This window comes from Amycolatopsis sp. lyj-90, from assembly GCF_046549035.1.
In the GTDB taxonomy this organism is placed as follows: Bacteria; Actinomycetota; Actinomycetes; order Mycobacteriales; family Pseudonocardiaceae; genus Amycolatopsis.
Map to the genome: position 1 here is coordinate 111,135 of NZ_JAJPWP010000005.1, position 16,362 is coordinate 127,496.

At 67.5% G+C, this 16,362-nt stretch carries 23 protein-coding genes; 12 read left to right on the forward strand and 11 right to left on the reverse strand.

Translation table 11 applies throughout. From position 1 onward, the window contains the following. The first annotated feature begins 65 nt into the window (after positions 1-65). Together ACLJPX_RS19785 and ACLJPX_RS19790 are read left to right on the forward strand one after the other, a co-directional pair. Positions 66-719: a YdcF family protein gene (locus tag ACLJPX_RS19785; RefSeq protein WP_410601410.1), complete on the forward strand. Its 654-nt coding sequence runs from the start codon at positions 66-68 to the stop codon at positions 717-719. A 97-nt stretch (positions 720-816) separates the two neighbouring features. Next, positions 817-1,341, forward strand: a complete 525-nt coding sequence (locus ACLJPX_RS19790) for a hypothetical protein (protein ID WP_410601411.1) — start codon at positions 817-819, stop codon at positions 1,339-1,341. On the opposite strand, the gene ACLJPX_RS19795 is transcribed toward ACLJPX_RS19790, so the two are convergent. Continuing rightward, positions 1,338-1,601 carry a DUF3892 domain-containing protein gene (locus ACLJPX_RS19795; RefSeq protein WP_410601412.1) on the reverse strand — a complete coding sequence of 88 codons (264 nt, stop codon included), beginning with the start codon at positions 1,599-1,601 and terminating at the stop codon, positions 1,338-1,340. The two genes, ACLJPX_RS19790 and ACLJPX_RS19795, sit on opposite strands and share 4 nt — an antisense overlap. Before the next feature lie 68 nt (positions 1,602-1,669). Here ACLJPX_RS19795 and ACLJPX_RS19800 point away from each other — a divergent pair, with 68 nt between their 5' ends. Next, positions 1,670-2,161 (forward strand): GNAT family N-acetyltransferase, encoded by a 492-nt coding sequence (locus ACLJPX_RS19800; RefSeq protein WP_410601413.1) that lies wholly within the window; start codon positions 1,670-1,672, stop codon positions 2,159-2,161. On the opposite strand, the gene ACLJPX_RS19805 is transcribed toward ACLJPX_RS19800, so the two are convergent. From ACLJPX_RS19805 to ACLJPX_RS19815, 3 genes are all read right to left on the reverse strand, one after another. After that, on the reverse strand, positions 2,158-2,811 hold the full coding sequence (locus ACLJPX_RS19805; protein ID WP_101611413.1) for a hypothetical protein: 654 nt from the start codon (positions 2,809-2,811) through the stop codon (positions 2,158-2,160). The two genes, ACLJPX_RS19800 and ACLJPX_RS19805, sit on opposite strands and share 4 nt — an antisense overlap. A 74-nt stretch (positions 2,812-2,885) precedes the next feature. Continuing rightward, entirely contained in the window at positions 2,886-3,008 is a 123-nt protein-coding gene (locus tag ACLJPX_RS19810) for a hypothetical protein (RefSeq protein ID WP_410601414.1), read from the reverse strand. Beyond that, the gene (locus tag ACLJPX_RS19815) at positions 3,005-3,406 is read right to left on the reverse strand and encodes a DUF4279 domain-containing protein (RefSeq protein WP_101611414.1); all 402 of its coding nucleotides are present in this window, start codon (positions 3,404-3,406) and stop codon (positions 3,005-3,007) included. The genes ACLJPX_RS19810 and ACLJPX_RS19815 overlap by 4 nt, the downstream gene beginning before the upstream one ends. Positions 3,407-3,442: 36 nt before the next feature. On the opposite strand from ACLJPX_RS19815, the gene ACLJPX_RS19820 reads away from it, so the two are divergent. Next, positions 3,443-3,835 (forward strand): pyridoxamine 5'-phosphate oxidase family protein, encoded by a 393-nt coding sequence (locus ACLJPX_RS19820; RefSeq protein WP_410601415.1) that lies wholly within the window; start codon positions 3,443-3,445, stop codon positions 3,833-3,835. 32 nt (positions 3,836-3,867) lie between these two features. Continuing rightward, the gene (locus ACLJPX_RS19825) at positions 3,868-4,395 is read left to right on the forward strand and encodes a GNAT family N-acetyltransferase (RefSeq protein ID WP_101611416.1); all 528 of its coding nucleotides are present in this window, start codon (positions 3,868-3,870) and stop codon (positions 4,393-4,395) included. On the opposite strand, the gene ACLJPX_RS19830 is transcribed toward ACLJPX_RS19825, so the two are convergent. The 4 genes from ACLJPX_RS19830 to ACLJPX_RS19845 form a co-directional block, all read right to left on the reverse strand. Beyond that, positions 4,392-4,730 (reverse strand): MmcQ/YjbR family DNA-binding protein, encoded by a 339-nt coding sequence (locus tag ACLJPX_RS19830; protein WP_101613609.1) that lies wholly within the window; start codon positions 4,728-4,730, stop codon positions 4,392-4,394. The genes ACLJPX_RS19825 and ACLJPX_RS19830 overlap by 4 nt on opposite strands. A gap of 109 nt (positions 4,731-4,839) precedes the next feature. Then, positions 4,840-6,525: a bifunctional metallophosphatase/5'-nucleotidase gene (locus ACLJPX_RS19835; RefSeq protein ID WP_410601416.1), complete on the reverse strand. Its 1,686-nt coding sequence runs from the start codon at positions 6,523-6,525 to the stop codon at positions 4,840-4,842. Positions 6,526-6,633: 108 nt separating this feature from the next. Then, a complete protein-coding gene (locus ACLJPX_RS19840; protein ID WP_101611418.1) occupies positions 6,634-7,419 on the reverse strand; it encodes an alpha/beta fold hydrolase in 786 nt (261 codons plus the stop codon). Between the two features lie 14 nt (positions 7,420-7,433). Beyond that, complete coding sequence (locus ACLJPX_RS19845; RefSeq protein WP_410601417.1) at positions 7,434-7,922, reverse strand: GNAT family N-acetyltransferase; 489 nt, start codon at positions 7,920-7,922, stop codon at positions 7,434-7,436. A 150-nt stretch (positions 7,923-8,072) separates the two neighbouring features. Between ACLJPX_RS19845 and ACLJPX_RS19850 the strand changes: the two genes are divergently transcribed. Continuing rightward, positions 8,073-8,756: a VanZ family protein gene (locus tag ACLJPX_RS19850; RefSeq protein ID WP_410601418.1), complete on the forward strand. Its 684-nt coding sequence runs from the start codon at positions 8,073-8,075 to the stop codon at positions 8,754-8,756. On the opposite strand, the gene ACLJPX_RS19855 is transcribed toward ACLJPX_RS19850, so the two are convergent. Beyond that, on the reverse strand, positions 8,703-8,873 hold the full coding sequence (locus ACLJPX_RS19855; RefSeq protein ID WP_168214447.1) for a hypothetical protein: 171 nt from the start codon (positions 8,871-8,873) through the stop codon (positions 8,703-8,705). The genes ACLJPX_RS19850 and ACLJPX_RS19855 overlap by 54 nt on opposite strands. Positions 8,874-9,062: 189 nt before the next feature. Between ACLJPX_RS19855 and mug the strand changes: the two genes are divergently transcribed. The 6 genes from mug to ACLJPX_RS19885 all read left to right on the forward strand — a co-directional run bounded on the left by mug (position 9,063) and on the right by ACLJPX_RS19885 (position 14,189). After that, the gene (gene mug / locus ACLJPX_RS19860; RefSeq protein ID WP_410601419.1) at positions 9,063-9,614 is read left to right on the forward strand and encodes a G/U mismatch-specific DNA glycosylase; all 552 of its coding nucleotides are present in this window, start codon (positions 9,063-9,065) and stop codon (positions 9,612-9,614) included. A gap of 278 nt (positions 9,615-9,892) precedes the next feature. Then, entirely contained in the window at positions 9,893-10,696 is an 804-nt protein-coding gene (locus ACLJPX_RS19865; RefSeq protein WP_410601420.1) for a response regulator transcription factor, read from the forward strand. Positions 10,697-10,835: 139 nt separating this feature from the next. Continuing rightward, entirely contained in the window at positions 10,836-12,680 is a 1,845-nt protein-coding gene (locus tag ACLJPX_RS19870) for an acyl-CoA dehydrogenase (protein WP_101611424.1), read from the forward strand. Positions 12,681-12,804: 124 nt separating this feature from the next. Continuing rightward, on the forward strand, positions 12,805-13,080 hold the full coding sequence (locus ACLJPX_RS19875) for a GlsB/YeaQ/YmgE family stress response membrane protein (RefSeq protein ID WP_410601421.1): 276 nt from the start codon (positions 12,805-12,807) through the stop codon (positions 13,078-13,080). Between the two features lie 74 nt (positions 13,081-13,154). Further along, positions 13,155-13,451, forward strand: a complete 297-nt coding sequence (locus ACLJPX_RS19880; RefSeq protein WP_410601422.1) for a GlsB/YeaQ/YmgE family stress response membrane protein — start codon at positions 13,155-13,157, stop codon at positions 13,449-13,451. 21 nt (positions 13,452-13,472) lie between these two features. After that, positions 13,473-14,189, forward strand: a complete 717-nt coding sequence (locus tag ACLJPX_RS19885; protein WP_410601424.1) for a leucine-rich repeat domain-containing protein — start codon at positions 13,473-13,475, stop codon at positions 14,187-14,189. A gap of 3 nt (positions 14,190-14,192) precedes the next feature. Here the strand turns inward: ACLJPX_RS19885 and ACLJPX_RS19890 are convergent, their stop codons facing one another. Then, complete coding sequence (locus ACLJPX_RS19890) at positions 14,193-16,040, reverse strand: VanW family protein (protein ID WP_410601425.1); 1,848 nt, start codon at positions 16,038-16,040, stop codon at positions 14,193-14,195. Positions 16,041-16,067: 27 nt separating this feature from the next. Next, on the reverse strand, positions 16,068-16,361 hold the full coding sequence (locus ACLJPX_RS19895) for a GroES family chaperonin (RefSeq protein WP_101611429.1): 294 nt from the start codon (positions 16,359-16,361) through the stop codon (positions 16,068-16,070). Position 16,362 lies beyond the last annotated feature (1 nt).

Consider the following 16,362-nt stretch of genomic DNA (forward strand, 5'->3'; position numbering starts at 1 on the left):
GAAAGCCCCAGGTCAGTGGATGTCCACTTAGGACCTGGGGCTTTCGCTTTGGCCGGAGAGTCCTGATGACCGAGACCCTGCCGGATGATCTCCGCGCCGACGTCCAGACGCTCTGGGACTACCACGACATGCGCCACGAACTCCGGCCCGCCGACATCGGGATCGGGCTCGGCAGCCACGACCTCGGCGTCGCGACCTATACCGCGGAACTGTTCCACGCCGGGATGTTCCCGCTCATCGTCTTCACCGGAGCCAACGCGCCGACCACCGTCGAACGCTTCCCGCGCGGTGAAGCGGTGCACTACCGCGAACATGCGCTTGAGTTGGGCGTGCCGGACGACGCGATCCTGGTCGAGCCCGAGGCGCGAAACACCGGGGACAACATCACGCGCACGCGGCGGCTACTGGAGTCGCGCGGCATCGAGGCCGGGTCGATTGTTCTCATTTCCCGGCCATATCAACAACGGCGCGCTTATGCGACTTGCAAGAAGCTCTGGCCCGAGGTCGACGTTATCTGCGCTTCCCGGCCATTGCCGCTGGATGACTACATCGAGAGCATCGGCGACGTGGACCGGGTCATCAACATGCTCGTCGGTGATACCCAACGGATCACCGTCTACGCCGAACGCGGCTTCGCCGTCCAGCAGGAAGTTCCGGTCAACGTCGAAGAAGCCTACGGCCGTTTAGTCCAGGCAGGGTTCAGGAAACGCCTTATCTAACTCGACCAGAATCATGCCGAACCGTCCGCGCCACCGGCCATTCGCCGACCACTCGGTCGGGGACCCCTCCCCACTGCCCCCACCTACCTTCTGCACCGTGCGGAGAAAATCGAGCGACAGCACCGCGGCGGCCTTGCTGCCCCTTCTGGCGGGCTCGCTGCTACTCCCACTCCTGATGGTCGGCGTGATCTTCCTCCTCGTCGGCCTGAACGCGGGCAGTGGCCCGGGGCCGTACACCGTCGTTTTCGCCAAGGCGGGCGACGAATGCGAGACGATCGGGCAGTATCTCGACGCGTCCTCGGGCGAGCCGCTGAGATGCATCGGTCCTGGAGGGTTCCGGACGTCCTCGATCGACTTCCCCGGGTTCTCTCGTGAGCAGAACGACGAGGTACGCCGATGGCTGACGACGTTGCTGGAGGACGGCGATCTGAGCGTCTTCGACCAGCGTGCGATCCAGGGCAGGGTCGAGGGGATCGCGGCTGAATTGCCGCCGGGAACACGGGTCGAGCGGAAGTCTGGCACCACGGAGATCTGGATCGGCGCGGGCTTGACGGGCGCCGGGCTGCTCTTGGGCTCCGGCTTCGCCTGGCGGTGGTTTCAGAACCGCCGGAACGGTTTTTAGCCGCAGAGCGGCAAACTGTCCAGGTTGTTCCGCAAGGTCGCGTCGGCCGCGGACTTCAGCGTGCCGACACCGCAGGTGCATGCCCATTTCCGCACATAGGCTTTGCGGCCGTCGGCGTCGGTGAAGTACCGATCGCCGTTGTCCATCGACCTGTAGACGTCGTCGACCCGCAGCACATCGCCGCCGCGGCCGACGGCCAGGATGTGGCCACCGGCGGTGCAACCGGTCTGGACGGTGCAGACGATCTCGTACTCGGCCATCCGAACTCCTCGGGTCGCAGAAGAAAGTCGGGCGAGGCGGAGTGGTTGTTACGGGTAGCGTGCGAGCCATGGAAATCCGGGGGTTCACCGACGACGACTGGGGCCAGGTGTGGCCGATCGTGCGCGAGGTCGTGCGCGCCGCGGACACGTACACCTACGACCCGGACCTCACCGAGGAAGACGCTCGCAAGACCTGGGTCGAGACGCCGCCGGGCCGGACGGTGGTCGCGGTCGAGGGCGGCAGGGTGCTCGGCACGGCCAAGATGAGCCCGAACCGCGCCGGACCCGGATCGCATGTGTCGACGGCCAGTTTCATGGTCGACAAAGACGTTCGCGGCAAGGGTGTCGGCGGTGCGCTGTGCGCGGATGCCCTTGCTTGGGCCAGGGAACAGGGTTTCGCGGGAATGCAGTTCAACTCGGTCGCCGAGTCGAACGCGGCCGGGATCCGGGTCTACGAGCGGCTCGGGTTCGAGATCATCGGAACGGTGCCGGGCGCGTTCGAGCACCCGACGCTGGGGCGCATCGGGCTGCACGTCATGTACTGCGACTTCGGCGTCTAGCCTTCGACGAGTTCCCACGGAGCGTCGGCGCTCGGACGGTCGTAGACCTGGCCGGGCGCTGCGCTCAGGACGAGGGCGACGTCCGGGTAGAGCGTGACGGCGTGCTCCATCTCCAGGGCTTCGACCTCGAAATCTTCGTCCTCCGGCACCTGGAAGCCGACGAGCAGCCAGCTGCCGTCGGCTTCGCGCACGACCTGGCGCACTGCGCGGACCGGGGCGGCGGGGTCGGTGGAGATCTCGGCGAGTTCGGTGCTCACCTGGACTTCTTCCAGCGGCGAGCCCGGGTGCGTCCACGCGGCGAGGCGGGCGGCGCGCACGAGGAGGTCTTCGTCGTCGTCATCCGAGTCGGCGACCGAGCTCAGCAGCCACGCGCGCCGTTCCGGGTCCCAGTCGGCGGCCATGCCGGTGGGGAGGGCGGCCAGGGCGGCGATTTCGGGGATGAGGTCGACCGCGTCCTTCAGGGGCAGCGCGCCGAAAGCGTCGCGGTTGAGTTCCATGTCCTCGGAGAACTCGTTGCCGTCGCTGATGAACCAGTCACCGTCGTCGTCGAGTACGACGAACGCGAGGTTCGACGGGTCCTCCACCAGCGACCGGGAGATGATGACCGGCGACTCCGGATCTTGACGCATCGGCCAGTTCTCGCTCGACATGCTGGGCTCCCAACGGGGTTGTCCGGCTGTGGGGCACCATCCCACCATCTCCGGGGTTCCCGCCGCGCACCGGCTCAGCGGAAGTACCGGCGGTACCCCTCGGCCAGGGCTTCGAATCCGCACGACTCGCAGTCTTCTCGCTTGGCGAGGTCGATCACCAGATGGCGGCCCTCGTTCGACGGGCAACGGCGGATCATTCGCTGAGGTCGTACTCGTCGACGTCCAGCGCGGCGGCGGCTTCGGTGAGGAACGCGAGCACGGCCGGCGAGAGATGCCAGCCGAATTCCTCGTCACCGTCCCGGTGATGGAAGTAGCGCACCACCTGCAGCACCGCGCTCACCCCCTCGTCCACCAGCTTCCGGATCCCCGGGCGGACCGGCGCGAGCCTGCCGATCACGCTCTCTATCTGGTCGTCGACCGGTCCCGAACCGCGATGCGTCACCTTCCAGGTGTGCATCCGCGGCAACCGGTGCTCCGCGGACCGCGAACCCAGTACCAGGGCCTCATCGGGCGCCATACCGAGCCGCGCGGTGATCTCCCCGGCGGACACGGTTTCGCTCTTCAAGGCGAAGTAGCAGTACTGGTGGACCTTCATACGCCCGGCACCCTAGCTTTCGGGCAGGCTGACCAGGTGAAACGTGATCAATCGCTTATCGAACGCCTCGCGCGGGAGCGCAACGTCTGGTTGTGCACCCTCCGACGGGACGGTTCGCCGCACGTCACGCCGGTGTGGTTCGTGTATCTCGACAACGTCTTCTGGATCGGCAGCGGCGAGCGAAACGTGAAGGTGCGCAACGTCGGCAACGACCCGCGCGTCAGCCTCGCTCTCGAGGACGGCGACGCCCCCGCGGTCGCCGAAGGCCTGGCGCGCGTCCATCGAGGGGATCTCCGCGAAGACGTTCTCGAGGCGCTCGCGGCGAAGTACGACGGTTGGGCGGCGGAGAGGGAGATCGAGCCGTTCGGCGCCAGAGTGCTCATAGAAGTCCCCGTAAAGCGGTGGCTGCTCGAGGGTGTCGCCCAATAGTCTGGAAAGTCCGATACCGATGGGGATGGACGATGCTGACCGGTGAACTGATCCGTCTGCGACCGCTGGAGCCCGAGGACGCGGACACGCTGTGGCGCTGGAACAACGACCCGGAGGTCATGCGCTGGATGATGGCGGACCATCCTGAATCGCTCGCCCAGATCCGCGAGCGCTTCGCCAAGCGGAAGCCCAACAGCTACGAGCAGGCGGACTTCGCGATCGAAAGCCTCGCCGTCGGCACGCTGATCGGCACCGCCTCCCTGCGGGACGCCACCCCGGAACAGGGCCGCGCCGAACTCGACATCTACCTCGGCGAGAAGGATCACTGGGGCGGTGGCTACGGCACCGACGCCATGCGCACGCTCTGCCGCTACGGCTTCGAGATGATGCGGCTGCACATGATCGCGCTGTGGGTCGTCGTCGACAACGAGGCCGCGATCCACATCTACAAGAAGCTCGGGTTCCAGGTGGACGGCAGGCATCGGCAGTCGTTCCGCGGCCAGAACGGCCAGTGGCACGACGAGTACCTGATGAGCCTGCTCGAAGGGGAACTCCGCTAGTCGTCCAGACCTTTCGTGAGCCTGGCGGGTGCCTTCATCCGCCAGGCCTCCTCGATGAGCTCACGCAACTGCGCCGTCTCGACCTTCTCGAGGTCGACGAGGATCGCGCCGTAGCCGTCGTAGTGCGGTGTGGTGAAGTACGCGGGGTCTCCGGAGGCCAGCAGGGCCTCCTTCTCCGCGTGCTCGCACAGCAGCATCAGCCCGCCCTCGGCCTCGGTGCGCAGCCGGGCGAAGTTCTTGCCCGCGACCTTGAGCGACGGCGTGCGATACGACGTCGACTCCTCGACCTCCGGCAGCCTGCCGGCCAGGTCCACGACTTCTTCCCAGGTCGTCATGGCGGACATTGTGCCCTGGGTCACTGACAAAACCACCCCGTAGACGTCATGAAAGGGGCTTTCAGGACGTTTTTCGCCCTGAAAGCCCCTTTCATGACACACCTGAGGGTTACGGCAGGGCGATGATCCGGTCCGCGGGCGGCGGAGCGATGCCCGGGTGCGCCGCGAAGTACGCGATCAGCGCGTCCAGGTCCACCGGACCACCGGACAGATTGGTCCCCTGCGTGAACTCGGTGAAGCCGTCCCCGCCGGCGGCGAGGAAGTTGTTCACCGAAACGCGGTACGACGCCGCCGGGTCGATCGGCGTGCCGTCGAGCGTCAGGTTCGAGATGCGAGAACCCTGGGCGGCCGACGCCGAGAACGAGTACTTCAGCGACTTCGAGATCTGCAGGGTCCGCACGATCCCGTTCGCCTGCCACTGCTGTTCGAGCACGTTCTTCAGGTTCGCCCCGGTGAGCGTGATCGTCTGCATGATGTTCGCGAACGGCTGCACGGCGAACGCCTCGCCGTAGGTCACCACGCCGTCGCCTTCACCGGCGGGCGAGGACGCGTAGGTGAAGTCCGTGCGGATACCGCCCGGGTTCGTCATGGCGATCTGCGCACCGTTCGACAGCGTGGCCTCGAGCTGGGCATCGGCGATGACGTCGCCCAGCGGGGACTCGCCGGAGGCCGCGCCCTTGGCGACCAGGTCCGCGGTGATGGTGCCGACGGCCTTGTTCGCGATCGGCGCGGCCTTGACCTTGGCCTCGTCGATCAGCTTCTGCACGTCGGCGTCCGGCGCGACGTCGCGGGTGACGATCTCGTTGTGCGCCTTGGTCTCGCCGCGCACGACGTCGCGGGTGCGGCGGTCGATCTTCAGGTCCACGACGGACAGGAGGCGCCCGAACGACGCACCCTGGATCACCGGGCGCGGGTTGCCTGCGGGGTCGTTGATCACGCAGTTGTACTGCTGGTGGCTGTGCCCGGTGAAGATCGCGTCCACTTTGGACGAGACCTTCTGCGCGATCGCGGTCGCGGCACCCGGCTTGACCTTGCACTCGTCGGGTCCGGCGGTCTCGGAGTTGTCACCCTGGTGCAGCAGCACGACCTGCGCCTTGACGCCGAAGAGGTCGAGCAGCTTGGCGGTGCGGTCGATCGCCTGGACCTCTTCGCCGAACTTGAGACCCTTGATCGCCTCCGGGGTGACGACCTGCGGCAGGTCCTTCAGCGTCGCGCCGATGACACCGATCGGGACGCCGCCGGAGAACTCGATGCTGAACGGCAGCAGCGCCGGGAAGCCGTTCTCGTAGTACACGTTGGACCCGAGGAACGGGAAGTTCGCGCCCTTGAAGGACTTCCGGAACTGGCAGCCGTCGGTCGGGTGGCAGCCGCCGTTCTGGATCCGGCGGAGCTCCTTGAGGCCCTCGTCGAATTCGTGGTTCCCCACCACGGACGCCTCGACACCGAGCAGGTTCAGCAGTTCGACGGTCGGCTCGTCGTGGAACAGCGCCGAGATCACCGGCGACGCGCCGATGCTGTCACCGGCCGAAAGCACGACGGAGTTGCGCGCTTCGCCGCGAAGCCGCTTCAGGTGCGTCGCAAGGTAGGCGGCACCGCCCGCGTTGACCGTCGCGCCACCGGGCAGCGTGACACGGCCGCTGGAGCCGGACGGCGGTTCGAGGTTGCCGTGCAGATCGTTGAACGTGACGATCCGGACGTCGGTGGTGGCCGGCGCGGCGGACGCGGGCGCGGCGACGGTGGCCAGCGCGGTCAGCGCGGCACCAGTGATGACGGCCAGCCTGGTAGAGAGCTTCATTCTTCCTCCGATTCGCGGCCCCGAGATCCCCGAGGGGGCGCACGGCGGAGGAGTTTGCCTGGCGAACCTGACCTTCACCAGAGGAAAAAGCAGGACGATAAGCAAACGTCACATGTCGCGTGAACCGTTCAGGAGCACCCGCGCCACCAGCTCGGGCTCGTCGTTCATCGGCACGTGCCCGCAGCCCGGAAGGACCAGGAGCTCCGCCTTCGGCGCGATCCGGCGCAGCTCGGCGGCCTTCGGGCGGGCGAGGATGCGGTCGTGCCGTGCCCACGCGATGGTCACCGGGACGTCCTCCACGACGCCCGCGAACCGGAAGCCGCCGCGGGCCTGTTCCAGCGTCGGCCGGAAGCCGGGGCAGCCCGCGAGCGCGCGGATGTCCTCCATGACGACCTGCGTGGTGAGCCGGTCCGGACGGCCGACGATCATCCCGGTCAGCACCGACCGGCCCGCCGGTGTCGCGGCGAGGCGCCGCGCGGTGTGCTCGGGGATCCGCTCGGCGAGCAGGCGATGGGTGCGCAGCATGCTCAGCGCGTACCGCTGCTGCCGCGGCGTCCACAGCCCCGCCGGGGACAACGCCGTCACGCTGCGGACGAGACCCGCTTCCCCGAGCGCGAGCGAGAGCAGCCCGCCGAGCGAGTTGCCCGCGACGTGCGGTTTGCCGAGGCCCAGTTCGCGGAAGAACTTCCCGAACATCTCGACAGCGGCTTCGACGCCGTAACCGCCGGAGTGCGGTGCCGATTCGCCGAAGCCGGGCAGGTCGACGGTGATGACGTCGCGGTGCGGGGTGAGCAGGCCGAGCACGGGCGACCATGCCTGGCGCCGGTGGCCGACCCCGTGGATCAGCACCAGCGGCTCGCCCTTGCCCGCGCGGTCGAAGACGACGTTGTCCATCCCGCGAGGTTAAGCTATTTACTGCTACTGGTGGTAACAGGTAAAAAAAGACGCTCACGCCGCCGGGTGACGTCGTTCGGCATCGGCTCCAGGTCCCCCGTCGCGATGAACCCGAGTTTCAGATAGAGCCGCCGCGCCCGGTCGTTGTCCTCCGCGACGTGCAGCCACACCTCCCGCGCGCCGTCGTCCTCGGCGGCCGACCGCACCTCACCCATCAGCTTCGAGCCAAGCCCCTGGCCGCGGGCGTCGGGCGCGACCCACATCGAGTAGAGGATCCAGCCGTCTTCGCGCGCCCGCCCGGCGACCAGGCCGACCGGACGGCCGCCGTCGAAAGCGGCGAACCAGGCGTCTCCGGCCAGCCGCGCGAGCCACTCTTCGTCGGGCTGGGCCTGTTCGGCCGCGGCGATCGAGCCGTAGTTCTCGGGGGTGTCCGTCAGGGCGCGCAGGCGGATCTCACGGAAGACGTCGAGGTCTTCGGAGGTCAGCCGTCGAACGAGCAGCATCCGGGCAGAATCCCATGCCCACCGTCGCCCTGGGGAGCGAATATCGCCGATCGGCCAAGATCAAGGTCGGCCACTTGGCCGATCCGGCCCCGGCCGCCGCGGCCCTTCGACCGAAGTGGCGGGACCCCCGAGATCCATAACGTCACTGTCATGACGAACGCACAGGTCACCGCCCTGCAGTACGGCTTGATCGGCTTCTTCGCGCTCTGGGCGACGGTGCTGATCCCGCAGCTGATCGTCCTGCGTTCGCGTGGCCGGGTGCGCCTTCGTCCCGTCCTGACCATGGCCGCCGTGCTGCTCTACGCCACGATGACCCTGGCGGTGACCTTCCTGCCGCTGCCCGGCCCCGGCGCCAAACGGCTGAGCCAGACCGTGCAGCTGCATCCGTTCCAGTGGATCACCGACATCCACACCGAACTGCTCAAGCACGGGCTGCCGATGGCCGACTGGTTCACCGCCCAGACCTTCCAGCAGGCCACCATGAACGTGCTGCTGTTCGTCCCGCTCGGGTTCTTCGCCAGGACGCTGTGGAAGCGCGGCCTGATCGGCACGACGCTGATCGGTCTCGCCGCTTCGCTGCTGATCGAGATCACGCAGCTGACCGCGAACTTCGGCACCGCGCCCTACGTCTACCGGATCTTCGACGTCGACGACCTGCTCAACAACACGGGTGGCGCGATGCTCGGCTGGATCGCCGGAGCCCTGCTGCTCAGCCTCGTGCGGAAGCCTGTTCCTTCAACGGTCGAGCTTCAGCCCGAGGTACTTGCTACCGCCGAGGGCTCATTGACGCAGCCGGTGCGCCGCGAGCGGGTCGACCTCGCCCAGGTTCGCTAGTCTCGCCTGCCGTCGCTGGGCCGCGCGCCGCGCGGCCCGCCGGTCTTCCGCGACCACCAGCACGGTGGCCACCACGAAGATCAACGCGACCAGGCCGAGGATGAGCGAAAGCTGCAAAACTCCTCCTCGAAGACGACCTTGTGTGCGAGATCACAAACAGTACGCATGTCGTGGTGAGTTGGCCACCCCTTGCGACGAAAGTGGGTGTCGCGGATCACGCCCCCCACCGCGTTTAGTCCTCTAGATGCGGTCGTTGGTAGTGCGAACCACCGCATCTAGAGGACTAAACGCGGGGAAACTGGCTTGGTGAGGACGAAACCGACCAAGGACGAACTGGCCGCCGCGTACGGCAAGACCATCGACGACGTCATCGCGCCGGGCCTGGACGTGCTGTTCTGCGGGATCAACCCCGGCCTCTACTCCGGCGCGCTCGGCCTGCACTTCGCCAGGCCCGGGAACCGGTTCTGGCCCGCGCTGCATCGCGGTGGTTTCACCCCGCGCCTGTTCGACCCCGGCGAACAGGACGAGCTGCTCGAACTCGGCCTCGGCATCACGAACGTCGTCGCGCGGACGACGGCGCGGGCCGACGAGCTGACGAAGGACGAATTCCTCGAAGGCGGACGGCTCCTCACCGCGAGGGTCGCCGAATACCGGCCACGCTGGCTCGCCGTGGTCGGGATCACGGCCTTCCGGACCGCCTTCGGCCTGCCGAAGGCGAAGGTCGGCCCACAGGAGGGCGGGTTCGGCGATACCAACGTCTGGGTTCTGCCGAATCCGAGCGGGCTGAACGCGCATTGGACACCTGCGGCGCTCGGGGACGAGTTCGGCCGGCTCCGCGCCGAAGTCCACTCTGAGTAGTGAACGCGCCAAGTTCTCCCGTCGGCGCGCTCATTCGAGCCAGAGATCCACAACCAGCAGATACGCAGAGTTTGCTGCGACGATGCGATACATCTATGAGGGGGATACCGCGTCACGTCCGCCGACCTACTGACTCGTAATAGTTACGAGGTGTTATTTCCGTCCGGTCCCGCAGGGGGGACCGGTTGACGAGGGTGACCACGCCGGGGGGCCGTGGGCACCGAATGGACGTCATGTCCTCTCGTCCGGGAATGACGGGCAGGAAAACGGAGGGGTCCGTGACGCGAAGCATCGAGCCGAACCGAACGCAGGCCGGGAGGCCTGGCGGACTGCCACCAGGCGGACGAGGCCTCGGCGTGGCCGCCGTCGATCCGATCCCGATCTTCTGCGAGGGCCTGAGTTCACTGGTCCACCGCACGCCGGGGCTGCAGTGGCTCGGGCACGCGAACAGCCATCACGCCGCGCTCCAGTTGTGCGAGCAGCTCAAACCGGACGTCATCGTGCTGGATTCGGCGCTCGACCCGAACTGCCACCTGTCCCGGCTGCTCAGCAACGGCGATCCGGCGCTGGTCATCATCACGCTGGTCAGGGACACCAACCGCACGCAGCAGTACCTCGCCGCGGCCATCGCGGCCGGGGTGCACGCGATCGTGCCGCGGGCGACCGACGGGCGGCATCTGACCGAGGCGATCCGGCGCGCGCACAGTGACCGCCGCTACATCGACCCGACGCTGGCCGCGCTGACGGCGCGACCGAAGCGCCAGCCCGTGCTCCCGAAGCCGGGCGACGCGCCCAAGCCTGCGACCGCGCGCGGCCTGATGCCGCTGTCCCGCCGCGAGTACCAGGTCCTTCAACTGGTCGCCGAGGGGCTGGAGAACTCCGGGATCGCGAAGATCCTGTTCCTGTCCGTGGAAACCGTGCGGACGCACGTCAAGAGCATCCTGCGCAAGCTTTCCGCCCGCGACCGGACACACGCGGTCACCATCGCCTTCCGGTCCGGCATCCTGGTCACGCATCCGGATGACGCGCACAATCCGGCGGACGCCACGCCCACCCCTTCGATCGCGCCGTCACCCCGCTGAGACCCCCTGTATTGCTGATTTACACATCACAACAGTGGCCATTCACTTGCCGCCGGTTACCCACAGGTAATATCCTGAAGTTACCGGCGAGTAGGGGACGTGTGCCCGGCCGGGGAGCCGAACACATTGGAGTGACGAAATGGGCCACTACAAGAGCAACGTCCGAGACCTGGAGTTCAACCTCTTCGAGGTCCTCGGCGTACAGGACCGCCTCGGCAAGGGCGTCCTCGCGGAATCCGACGAGGAGACCGCGCGCGGCGTGCTGACCGAGCTGAACAAGCTCGCTTCCGGTCCCCTCGCCGACTCGTACGCCGACGCGGACCGCAACCCGCCGGTGTACGACCCGAAGACCTTCTCGGTGAAGATCCCCGAGTCGTTCAAGAAGAGCTACCAGGCGCTGATGGACGGCGAATGGTGGCGGCTCGGCCTGCCGAACGAACTGGGCGGCTTCGGCCTGCCCCCGACCGTGCAGTGGGCCGCGGCCGAGCTGATCCTCGGCGCCAACGCGCCGCTGTTCATGTACATGGCGGGCCCGAGCTTCGCCGGGATCGTCGACAAGAACGGCACCGAAGAGCAGAAGCACTGGGCGCAGATCATGATCGATCGCGGCTGGGGCGCGACGATGGTGCTCACCGAGCCCGACGCCGGTTCCGACGTCGGCGCGGGCCGCGCCAAGGCCGTCAAGCAGGAGGACGGCTCCTGGCACATCGACGGCGTGAAGCGGTTCATCACCTCGGCCGAGAACGACATGGTCGAGAACATCATGCACCTGGTGCTGGCCCGTCCCGAGGGTCCCGGCATCGAGACCAAGGCCGGCACCAAGGGCCTGTCGCTGTTCCTCGTGCCGAAGTTCCACTTCGACGGCAAGACCGGTGAGCTGGGCGAGCGCAACGGCGCCTTCGTCACCAACGTCGAGCACAAGATGGGCATCAAGGCCTCGACCACCTGCGAGCTGACCTTCGGCCAGCACGGCACCCCCGCCAAGGGCTGGCTGCTCGGCGAGGTGCACGACGGCATCGCGCAGATGTTCCAGGTCATCGAGTACGCCCGCATGATGGTCGGCACCAAGGCCATCGCGACGCTGTCGACCGGTTACCTCAACGCGCTCGAGTACGCCAAGGAGCGCGTCCAGGGCGCCGACCTGCCGAACATGCTGAACAAGACGGCGCCGCGCGTCACGATCACCCACCACCCGGACGTCCGCCGCTCGCTGATGCTGCAGAAGGCGTACGCCGAGGGCCTGCGTTCGGTGTACCTCTACACCGCGACGTTCCAGGACCAGGTGTGGACCGGCGAGGGCGACGAGGCCTCCCAGAAGATCGCGCACGGCGTCAACGACCTGCTGCTGCCGATCGTCAAGGGCGTCGGCTCGGAGCGCGCGACCGAGCAGCTCGTGCAGTCGCTGCAGACCCTCGGCGGGTCGGGCTTCCTGCAGGACTACCCGATCGAGCAGTACATCCGTGACGCGAAGATCGACTCGCTGTACGAAGGCACCACGGCCATCCAGTCGCTGGACTTCTTCTTCCGCAAGATCGTCCGCGACAAGGGCGCTTCGCTGGCCTACCTCGCCGGGGAGATCACGAAGACCATCGAGTCGGAGATCGGCAACGGGCGGCTCAAGAACGAGCGCGGTCTGCTCAAGCAGGCGCTCGAAGACACCCAGGGCATGCTCGGCTCGCTGATCGGCTACCTGACCACGTCGCAGGAAGACCCGCAGAACATCAACAAGGTCGGCCAGCACACGGTCCGCCTGCTGATGTCGGTCGGCGATCTGCTCATCGGCTGGCGGCTCATCAGGCACGCCGAGGTCGCCATCGGCAAGCTCGACGCGGGCGCGTCGGCGAAGGACACCCCGTTCTACGAGGGCAAGATCGCCGTGGCGTCGTTCTTCGCGAAGAGCGTGCTGCCGGAGCTGACGTCGCGCCGGGCGATCGTCGAGGCCGCGGACAACAGCCTCATGGACATCTCCGAGGCCGCTTTCTAAACGATTTCGTGAGAAAGGCCCTCTCCCGGTGTGGGAGAGGGCCTTTCTGGTTTCGAGGGGGTTTCCCGGGGGAATTTCCGTGCTGAGTCCGCCCCTCGGCGGAGACCTCGGCAAAGGAGTCGCAATGACAGTCACCGGCATCATCACGGCGATCGTGGTCGGTTTGATCCTCGGGGTGCTCGGTAGGTTCTTCGCCCCCGGCAAGCAGTCGATCCCGATCTGGCTGACGATCGTGGTCGGCATCGTCGCCGCCTTCATCGGCACCTGGATCGCCCGCGGGCTCGGCTACGCGGACACCAAGGGCTTCGACTGGCTCGAACTCATCACCCAGATCGTGGTCGCCGGCATCGGGGTCACGCTGGCCGCGAACCTCTACGGACGCCGGGGTGTCACCCGGTAAGGGGTCTTGAAGCGCGACGAGGCACTTTTGGTGTCACGGTGGGCCCAACTCGATTCTCCAGCGAAGGAGGAACCATGTTGGGTGGCCTTTGGGGCATCATCACCACGATCGTGGTGGGCCTGATCCTCGGCGTCATCGGCCGGATGCTGGCGTCCGGCGATCAGAAGATCCCGATGTGGCTGACGATCGTGGTCGGCATCGTCGCCGCTTTCATCGGCAACTGGCTGGCAGGCGTGTTCGGCGTCCGCGACACCGCGGGCATCGACTGGATCCGGCACGCCTTCCAGGTCGGGGCGGCCGTCGTCGGCGTCATCGCCGCGTCCGCCATCTATGCGAAGGTCAAGGGCGGCGGACACCGCGCCATGACCTGACCAGGGCTACGGTCGGCCCCTGTGACCACTCGACTCGAACTCAGTGGCCAGGGGCTGACCTCCCTGTCCGGCGTCTCCCTCCCGGCATCGCTCGAATATCTGGACCTGTACGACAACCGGCTGACGTCGGTCCCCGACGAGCTCTGGTCGCTTTCCGGGCTCCGGGTACTGAATCTGGCCACGAACCGGCTGACCTCCATCTCGCCGTCGATCGGTGCCCTGCGGCAGCTGCACACGCTGGATCTGGGGCACAACGAACTCACCGCCCTGCCGGACGAGCTCGGCGAGCTTTCCGGGCTGACGGAATACCTTTACGTGAGCGACAACCGGCTGACCGAGTTCCCCGTCGCGCTGTGCTCACTCGGGCGGCTGAAATACCTGGGATGCACGGACAATCGGATCGCGACGCTGCCGGACGACCTCTCCGGGCTGACCGCTCTGCGCGAACTTCGCTTGTACGGCAACGGATTGACCGCGTTGCCGGAGTCGCTGGGGACGCTTTCCTCGTTGCGCGAACTGCATTTGCGGAAGAACCGGCTGACGTCGTTGCCGGACTCCCTCGGCGAGCTGAGCGAACTGCGCCAGCTGGACCTGCGCGAGAACCGGCTCACCACCCTGCCGGATTCGATCGCCCGGTTGTCCAAATTGGACAAACTGGATCTGCGGTGGAACAAGGAACTCCGCGAGCCGTCGTGGCTCGCGGGCTTCGAGGCCTACGGCTGCATGGTGCTGCGGTGAGGCTCAGGTGCAGAGGAGCGTGGCCCGCGGCGAGTAGGTCGCGTTGCGGGTCTCCCGGCGGACCTCCGTGCCGGTGACGACGTCGATGAGCACGCGGGTGTCCGAGGTGCTGAACCCGGCGGCGCCGGGATCCGGCACGCAACCGGGACCCGAGCCGACCTGCACCGGCTGGGGGACGTAGGAGTGCCGTTCGCCGCCGACGCTCTGGACCGAGAAGCGTTTCGTACCCCAGATCCGCACGGTCACCGAACCGTTGGCGGGGATCACCTGGATCGCGATCCCGGTCGGGGCGTCGTTGACGATCTGCATCTCGACCGGTGAACCGTCGTTGTTGATCGCCTTCACGTCGCGCGCGACCGGATAGCGGTCCAGGTAGTTGTCGTGCTCCAGATGCCCGCCGTCGGCGAGCCCCGCCAGGTACGCGGCGTTGTAGAGCGTCGTCGCCAGCTGCGAGACGCCGCCGCCGACCACGACCGGACCGGTGCCGTCCTCGTTCGCCGGGGCGGGGACGTAACCCGCGGCCGCCGTCCTCGGCCCGGACCGCGCGCCGAGGCTGAACGTTTCGTTCGGCTTCACGATGGTGCCGGAGACGCGGGTGGCCAGCGTCTGCGCGTTCGTCATCGACGGCCCGCTCAGACCCGACGTGGTGAACTCGCCGATGACCTCGTTGATGCCGAGGACGTTCGCCGCGTCGGTGCTGACGGCCGGGCTGCTGGCGTCGTAGACCGCTTTCAGCTCCCGCTCGTCGCTCTTCCCGAGCACCGTGGTCAGCGCGGTGAACGTGAGGTCCCAGTTGACCTTCCGCGCGTCCTTCGACGGCTGGACGGCAGGCCTGTCGCCGACGAAGACGATCTGCGCGTCCGCCCCGTCGGTCTCGGTCTCCTTGAGCTGCGGCTGCGCCGCCGCCCGCAGTTTGCCCTGGTCGATGCGGACTTCGAGGTTGCCGTCGTCGCGGGCGGCGAACTGGAAGGACCCCGCGATCGTGTCCGGTTTCAGCGTCGCGTCCCTGCCTTCACCGCGGATGACCAGCGGTTTCGCCACCGCCGGGACGACGATCTTGGCCAGCGCCGCGTGCACCCCCGGCGAATTCGCCTTCACCGGCGCGACGGTCACCTTCAGCTCGACACCGCCGTCGCTCAGCCAGCCGTCGGTGACCGCGGTGACCGCGGCCTTGGGGTCGGCGAGCGTCTGCCCGGACCGCGGTTCGACCGCGACCGGGAGGACACCGCCGTCGCTGCCCGCGACGGGCTGGAAAGCGATGTTCCCCTCGACCGGCGGACGATTCAGCTTCGCGGCGGCGAGGTCCGTGACGGCTCTTTCGAGCTTCGGCGCGTCGGTCCAGGTGACGACGCCGACCTCACGGCTGGTGAAGAACGACATCACCCGCGTGTACGGGCTCAACGGCTGATGACCGGCTCGGCCCAGCGTCTGAGGCCAGTCGAGACCGAGGCCGGACGACGTGGGGTACAGCACCGTGCGGACGTCTCCCGCGCGGATCCGCACCGGCTCGATCAGCTTCGGCTCCAGCTCGCGGCGGAGCTTCGACTCGGCGTCCTTGTGCGTGAGGCCGCCGACATCGATCCCCGCGACGGTGACCCCGCGCGGGACGTCCCCGGCGCTGACGATCAGGTCCACCGCGTACGCGAGCACGAACAGGCCCATGAGCAGCCCGGCGGCCATGAAGGCCTTGCCGAGGCCCTTGCGGAACTTCGAGGCGGGCGTCGGCGGCGGGTGCACCACCCTGTCGCCCTCGAAAAGCTCGTCCACCAGGTCTTCGTCGGTCTCCGGGGACGGAAGGAGCTCGTCGGTGAACAGGTCGGTGCCCGGTTCGTCGTGATCATCGCGCGCCAACTCTCACCACCCCTCCCGCGACCGGAGCTACAGGTAAAGCCCCGTGCCGTGTTCGGACCGTTCGGTCGCCACGGCGTGGATGTCCCGCTCCCGCATCACCAGGTGCCCCTCGCCCTGGATCTCGACCTCGTGCTGGTCGTCCGGGTTGAACAGCACGCGGTCGCCGGTCTTGACGTTCCGCACACTGTTGCCCACGCCCAGTACATCACCCCACGAGAGCCGCCGCGCGACCTGCGCGGTGGCGGGAATGACGATGCCACCGGAACTCCGGCGCTCGCCGTCCTCGGGGGACAGCTTCACGAGCACCCTGTCCTGCAGCATT

Excerpts from the sequence above, each read along its gene's own strand:
- ACLJPX_RS19785 (WP_410601410.1), top strand. The coding sequence starts at position 66 with ATGACCGAGACCCTGCCGGATGATCTCCGCGCCGACGTCCAGACGCTC.
- ACLJPX_RS19795 (WP_410601412.1), bottom strand. The coding sequence starts at position 1,601 with ATGGCCGAGTACGAGATCGTCTGCACCGTCCAGACCGGTTGCACCGCC.
- ACLJPX_RS19800 (WP_410601413.1), top strand. The coding sequence starts at position 1,670 with ATGGAAATCCGGGGGTTCACCGACGACGACTGGGGCCAGGTGTGGCCG.
- ACLJPX_RS19805 (WP_101611413.1), bottom strand. The coding sequence starts at position 2,811 with ATGTCGAGCGAGAACTGGCCGATGCGTCAAGATCCGGAGTCGCCGGTC.
- ACLJPX_RS19810 (WP_410601414.1), bottom strand. The coding sequence starts at position 3,008 with ATGATCCGCCGTTGCCCGTCGAACGAGGGCCGCCATCTGGTGATCGAC.
- ACLJPX_RS19815 (WP_101611414.1), bottom strand. The coding sequence starts at position 3,406 with ATGAAGGTCCACCAGTACTGCTACTTCGCCTTGAAGAGCGAAACCGTG.
- ACLJPX_RS19825 (WP_101611416.1), top strand. The coding sequence starts at position 3,868 with ATGCTGACCGGTGAACTGATCCGTCTGCGACCGCTGGAGCCCGAGGAC.
- ACLJPX_RS19830 (WP_101613609.1), bottom strand. The coding sequence starts at position 4,730 with ATGACGACCTGGGAAGAAGTCGTGGACCTGGCCGGCAGGCTGCCGGAG.
- ACLJPX_RS19835 (WP_410601416.1), bottom strand. The coding sequence starts at position 6,525 with ATGAAGCTCTCTACCAGGCTGGCCGTCATCACTGGTGCCGCGCTGACC.
- ACLJPX_RS19840 (WP_101611418.1), bottom strand. The coding sequence starts at position 7,419 with ATGGACAACGTCGTCTTCGACCGCGCGGGCAAGGGCGAGCCGCTGGTG.
- ACLJPX_RS19845 (WP_410601417.1), bottom strand. The coding sequence starts at position 7,922 with ATGCTGCTCGTTCGACGGCTGACCTCCGAAGACCTCGACGTCTTCCGT.
- ACLJPX_RS19850 (WP_410601418.1), top strand. The coding sequence starts at position 8,073 with ATGACGAACGCACAGGTCACCGCCCTGCAGTACGGCTTGATCGGCTTC.
- ACLJPX_RS19870 (WP_101611424.1), top strand. The coding sequence starts at position 10,836 with ATGGGCCACTACAAGAGCAACGTCCGAGACCTGGAGTTCAACCTCTTC.
- ACLJPX_RS19875 (WP_410601421.1), top strand. The coding sequence starts at position 12,805 with ATGACAGTCACCGGCATCATCACGGCGATCGTGGTCGGTTTGATCCTC.
- ACLJPX_RS19880 (WP_410601422.1), top strand. The coding sequence starts at position 13,155 with ATGTTGGGTGGCCTTTGGGGCATCATCACCACGATCGTGGTGGGCCTG.
- ACLJPX_RS19895 (WP_101611429.1), bottom strand. The coding sequence starts at position 16,361 with ATGCTGCAGGACAGGGTGCTCGTGAAGCTGTCCCCCGAGGACGGCGAG.